This window comes from Skermanella sp. (assembly GCF_059503625.1).
This window is the reverse complement of the sequence record NZ_JCACHA010001188.1, coordinates 1-4,826: the sequence shown is the minus strand read 5'-3', so window position 1 is coordinate 4,826 and position 4,826 is coordinate 1. Positions and strand designations below refer to the sequence as shown.

Genomic DNA, 4,826 nt, shown 5'->3' with positions numbered 1-4,826 from the left:
CGAAAAGTGGGAAGGTGAATTGGACCAATCGGTCCAAAATGGGTACGGAACTGGCGAGCTGCAACATCGCGTCAGTCCAACGCTGCCAGGATTGTCGTGACAACGTCGTCGAGTGCCTGAGCGTTCCGGTCGGCTTTCGCCATGACCTGAAGACCGCATAGAGCGTTGACGAAATATCGGGCAAGGGAACGAGCATCATGGCGGCGCGAGATCCCGCCTTCCTCCTGACCACGCGCGATCAGGCGGTGGAACAGCTCTTCCATCCGGTCCAGATGACTGGAAACCGCTGTGTGAACCGTTGGATCGTGGGGAGCGAGTTCGACCGCGCAGTTGACGGTCAGGCAACCTCGGCGGTCGCCATCCCCGCTCGGGCGTTCGATCACGCTGCGGAGCTGGACTTCGATCAGGCGGCGGGCGCATCCGCCAGAGCACACCGTCGCATCGAGCCGCGCGACCTCGCGATCGCCATATCGACGGAGGGCCGCCATGAAGGCATCGTGCTTGCTGCCGAAGAATTCATAGAAGCTGCTTTTGCTCAAGCCCATGGCATCGAGCAGATCCTGCATCGAGGTCGACGCATAGCCTTTGGTCCAGAAAACGTGCAGAGCACGATCCAGAGCTTCATCGGCATTGAATTCGCGTGGTCGTCCCATGGCAGGCGGCAGGCTCCCCAAATTCCTCACGCTGAAGAGATGGGTCTTCCGGACCGCTCAGTCCACAAAAATCTTTTGCAATTGCGGCGAGAGATAGATTTTGGGAAGGAGGCCGCCGAAAGCGATACCGGCGATTTGATCGCATGGCCGGGTTCGCTTTATCGGCGCCATCAAGGGACAGGGTATGAAAGACGCCGGATCAGGCGGCTTCGGAAACCGGCATCACGCCACCCAGGGCACCGTAGCCGCGGCGGTCATGGCGCATCGTGTAGAGCAGGTCTTCCAGGCTTTCACGGACGAAGGTATCGGTCTGACCGGCGAGTTCGGCTTCCGTAACTTCGATGAAGCGCTCGATCAACCGGGCATGAACACGGCTCGACTGGGCGATGCGGAGATCAGTGTTGCGACGAACATCGGTCATGATCGGCTCTCTCTTGAGGGTTTCTTCGAAGTGGCGTCTTGCTGTCCACGAGCCGATACTGACCTGAGAAACTTAACGACAAGTAAATAATGCCCGCTGACGGTTGGCAGTTTAAGGATTACCACTTTTATGAAAGTCATAGCCTGGCTTGTCGCAAGGCTTATCCGATCGAGCCTTTCAATATTTTGCCAATGGTCTTCATTTCGGTCTACCTCTTTCGAGTAAACCGGCTGGCCTCTCTGTTTCTGGGAGAGACGACATTGTAAGTTGATCTCTTTTTGTTGATACTGAAATTACTCAGCAAAATACGAAAGTTTGTAAGGGGAGGATTGGAAGTGAACGATTTGGCGGTGATCGACAGCCATGTCCATCTCTATGATCCAGCCGCTCTTTCGTATCCCTGGATGGCTGACATTCCCCAACTGAACAAACCCCATTCACCCGCCGACTTTGCGGCGGTCTGCGGGCCAGTCAGGGTGGAGGGCTTCATCTTCGTCGAAGTCGATACAGCACCTGGCGACCGGTTGGCGGAAGCGGAATGGGTCACAGCGCTTGCACTGCGGGACGACAGGATAAAAGCCATCGTCGCGGCGGCTCCGATCGAATTGGGCAACGCCGCACGCGCCGACATCGAGAACCTCAAGGCATTGCCGCTGGTACGCGGCGTCCGCCGCTTGATCCAGTCGGAACCCGATCCGGACTTCTGCATTCGTCCCGATTTCGTCGCCGGGGTCAGGCTGCTGACGGAATACGACCTCAGCTTCGACATATGCGTCTACCACCACCAATTGGGAGCGGCGGTAGAGCTGGCCAAACGGTGCGGACAGGTTCGCTTCGTTCTGGATCACGTCGGGAAGCCGGATATCCGTACCGGATCGCTGGACCCGTGGCGCGAGCATATCCGGGCAATGGCCGAGTTGCCGAATGTCTGGTGCAAGCTGTCCGGCATGGCAACCGAGGCGGACCACCAAGCATGGACCCGCGAAGACCTGCGGCCCTATATCGACCACGTGGTCGAGTGCTTTGGATTCGATCGGTTGATGTTCGGCGGCGACTGGCCGGTCAGCACACTGGCGACGGATTACCCGCGCTGGGTCGACACCATGCTGTGGGCGACAGATTCCTGCTCGGAAAGCGAGCGCAGACAGTTGTTCCGTGACACTGCCGCCGGGTTCTATCGTCTGCCGTGAGCGCGGAGCAGCCGTACCGGCGGCTTCGCGCTCACGGCCGACGGGTTCAGGCGGTGTAGTCCAGGTTCCAGTCCCTATAGCGCTCCGGATCGTTGGTCCATTCCTCACGGACCTTGACGTGAAGGAACAGGTGGACCCGGCGCTCCATCATCTCTTCCAGCTCGGTACGGGCGGCGGCACCGATCTGCTTGATCCGCTGCCCACCCTTGCCCAGGATGATAGCCTTCTGGCTGTCGCGCTCGATATAGACGACCATGGATATCTTGACGCTGCCGTCGTCGAACTCTTCCCAGCCTTCCGGTTCGACCGTGGCCGAATAGGGAAGCTCCTGGTAAAGCTGAAGGAACAGCTTTTCACGGACCAGTTCGGCCGCCAGCAGGCGCATCGGGATATCGGAGAGCTGATCGCCGGGGAAGTGCCACGGTCCTTCCGGCATGCGCGTCGCCAGCAGGTTGCGCAGATCCTTGACGCCGTCGCCCGTCTCGGCGGAGATCATGAAGGTATCGGTGAAGATGCCCTCGGCGTTCAGCGTGGTGGCGAGCGCCAGCAGCTTGTCGCGCTTGATCAGGTCGATCTTGTTGAGCGCCAGGATGACTTCGCGGCCGGAATCCTTGAGGCGCGCGATGATTGCGCGCGTGTCGGCATCGATCGACTTGCGTGCCGCATCGATCAGCAGCACGACGAGGTCGGCATCGGTCGCACCTTGCCACGCGGCGGCCACCATGGCGCGTTCCAGCCGCTTCTTGGGCGCGAAGATGCCGGGCGTGTCGATGAAGACGATCTGGCTGTCACCCTCGGTCGCAATCCCCAGCACCCGCGTACGGGTGGTCTGGACGCGCGGGGAAACGATCGAGACCTTCTGCCCGATGATATTGTTCAGCAAGGTCGATTTGCCGGCGTTCGGGGCTCCGACCAGAGCCACGAACCCGCAGCGCGGGTGTTCGGGCACATAGGCCGGTTCCGGCGCCGCCTCCTGGACGGGAGCCGGCTCTTGTTCGGGGACCTTGTCGTCGTCCGGAGCGGAAGTATCGTTACTCATTGATCTGTGCTCCAACGCGGCTCAGCATGGCGCTGGCCGCAGCTTTTTCCGCCGCCCGTTTCGAGTTGCCTTCGGCGGTCACGGCGTCATGACCTTCGACATGCACCCTGACCTCGAATTTCGGGCTGTGATCGGGGCCGCTCTGGCCCATGACTTCATAAACAGGCAGGGGTTTGCCCCTGCCCTGTGCCCATTCCTGAAGCGCCGTCTTGACATCCTGCGGCGGTCCGGCGGTCCGGTCGATCCGCTCCGCCCATCGTTCGCGGATGAACTTTTCCGCAGCCGGGAGGCCGCCGTCCAGGTACATCGCGCCGATGATCGCCTCGCAGCTGTCGGCCAGGATGGCGCCATTGGTGCGGCCACCCGATTCCGCCTCGCCCGTGGACAGACGCAGGTAGCGCCCCAGGTCGAAGGTCGATGCGACGGAACTCAGGGTCTCCCACCGGACCAGACTGGCGAGACGGCGAGCCAGAGCCCCCTCCCGCTCGGCCGGAAAGCGTTCCAGCAGCCAGTTCGCGATGACGACGCCCAATACACGGTCTCCCAGGAACTCCAGCCTCTCATAGGCCAGGCCAGGAGCCGGCGTACGCGACCCGCGCTTGCCGACCCTCTCCATGCCACTCAGGCTTGGATGGGTCACCGCGTCAGCCAGCAGCTCCGGACGCTTGAACCGGTGCCCCAGTGCGGCTGCAAGTTCGGAAAGGTCGGCGTCGACTGTCATGCTCTGCCCCACTCAGCTCACACCGTCGAAAATGCGGCCGAAGCGCACGGCCCAGGGCCACTTCCAGAACTCCCAGAAGCTGGAGCCTTCGTCGATCGAGAAGAACAGGAACTCGGCCCGGCCGACAAGGTTCTCCACCGGCACGAAGCCGACCATCGAGCTGACGCGGCTGTCGAGCGAGTTGTCGCGGTTGTCGCCCATGGCGAAGAAGTGATCCTCCGGTACGGTATAGAGCTGGGTATTGTCGAGTGAGCCCGTATCGCTTTCCTCTATGATCCGGTGCTTGCGGCCATTGGGCAGGGTTTCGACGTACTGGGCGACGCGAACCTGACGGCCGAACTGGTCGGTCGTGACGAAGTCTTCGACCCGGTCGCGCTTCACCGCCTCACCGTTGATATGCAGGATTCCGCCGATCACCTGGATGCGGTCGCCGGGCAATCCGATGATCCGCTTGATATAGTCGGTCTTGTTGTCGCGCGGCAGCTTGAACACGGCGACGTCGCCGCGCTCCGGCTTGGTGTAGAGCACCCGGCCGTCGAACACCGGCGCACCGAAGGCGACCGTGTATCGGCTGTAGCCATAGGAGAACTTGGAGACGAACAGATAATCGCCCACGAGAAGCGTCGGGATCATCGATCCCGACGGAATGTTGAACGGCTCGTAGGCGAATGTACGGACGCCAAACGCGATGACGACGGCGTAGACGACCGTCTTGATGGTCTCGCCGATGCCGCCGCTCTTGTTCTTCTGCATCGAATCGATCTGCTTTCTGGTCAGTTCTGTCATGGCATGACGCCACCCG

Annotated in this window: 6 protein-coding genes; 1 reads left to right on the top strand and 5 read right to left on the bottom strand. The window is 61.1% G+C overall.

Annotated elements, in window-relative coordinates:
* Positions 1–71: 71 nt before the first annotated feature.
* Both AC5JJ6_RS41850 and AC5JJ6_RS41845 read right to left on the bottom strand, forming a co-directional pair.
* Entirely contained in the window at positions 72–674 is a 603-nt protein-coding gene (locus tag AC5JJ6_RS41850) for a TetR/AcrR family transcriptional regulator (RefSeq protein WP_496047729.1), read from the bottom strand.
* A gap of 178 nt (positions 675–852) precedes the next feature.
* Entirely contained in the window at positions 853–1,074 is a 222-nt protein-coding gene (locus AC5JJ6_RS41845; RefSeq protein WP_044426240.1) for a hypothetical protein, read from the bottom strand.
* 335 nt (positions 1,075–1,409) lie between these two features.
* Here AC5JJ6_RS41845 and AC5JJ6_RS41840 point away from each other — a divergent pair, with 335 nt between their 5' ends.
* Positions 1,410–2,264 carry an amidohydrolase family protein gene (locus AC5JJ6_RS41840; RefSeq protein ID WP_496047728.1) on the top strand — a complete coding sequence of 285 codons (855 nt, stop codon included), beginning with the start codon at positions 1,410–1,412 and terminating at the stop codon, positions 2,262–2,264.
* A gap of 46 nt (positions 2,265–2,310) precedes the next feature.
* On the opposite strand, the gene era is transcribed toward AC5JJ6_RS41840, so the two are convergent.
* Genes era through lepB form a run of 3 tightly spaced genes read right to left on the bottom strand, consistent with a single transcriptional unit; the run spans position 2,311 to position 4,777 of the window.
* Positions 2,311–3,303 (bottom strand): GTPase Era, encoded by a 993-nt coding sequence (era, locus tag AC5JJ6_RS41835; RefSeq protein WP_496047727.1) that lies wholly within the window; start codon positions 3,301–3,303, stop codon positions 2,311–2,313.
* Entirely contained in the window at positions 3,296–4,024 is a 729-nt protein-coding gene (gene rnc / locus AC5JJ6_RS41830; protein ID WP_496047726.1) for a ribonuclease III, read from the bottom strand. The genes era and rnc overlap by 8 nt, the downstream gene beginning before the upstream one ends.
* A gap of 12 nt (positions 4,025–4,036) precedes the next feature.
* Positions 4,037–4,777, bottom strand: a complete 741-nt coding sequence (gene lepB / locus AC5JJ6_RS41825; protein WP_496047730.1) for a signal peptidase I — start codon at positions 4,775–4,777, stop codon at positions 4,037–4,039.
* Positions 4,778–4,826 lie beyond the last annotated feature (49 nt).

What these genes read in the sequence shown, in the direction of transcription:
- AC5JJ6_RS41845 (WP_044426240.1), bottom strand. Translation starts at nt 1,074, where the DNA reads ATGACCGATGTTCGTCGCAACACTGATCTCCGCATCGCCCAGTCGAGC.
- era (WP_496047727.1), bottom strand. Translation starts at nt 3,303, where the DNA reads ATGAGTAACGATACTTCCGCTCCGGACGACGACAAGGTCCCCGAACAA.
- rnc (WP_496047726.1), bottom strand. Translation starts at nt 4,024, where the DNA reads ATGACAGTCGACGCCGACCTTTCCGAACTTGCAGCCGCACTGGGGCAC.
- lepB (WP_496047730.1), bottom strand. Translation starts at nt 4,777, where the DNA reads ATGCAGAAGAACAAGAGCGGCGGCATCGGCGAGACCATCAAGACGGTC.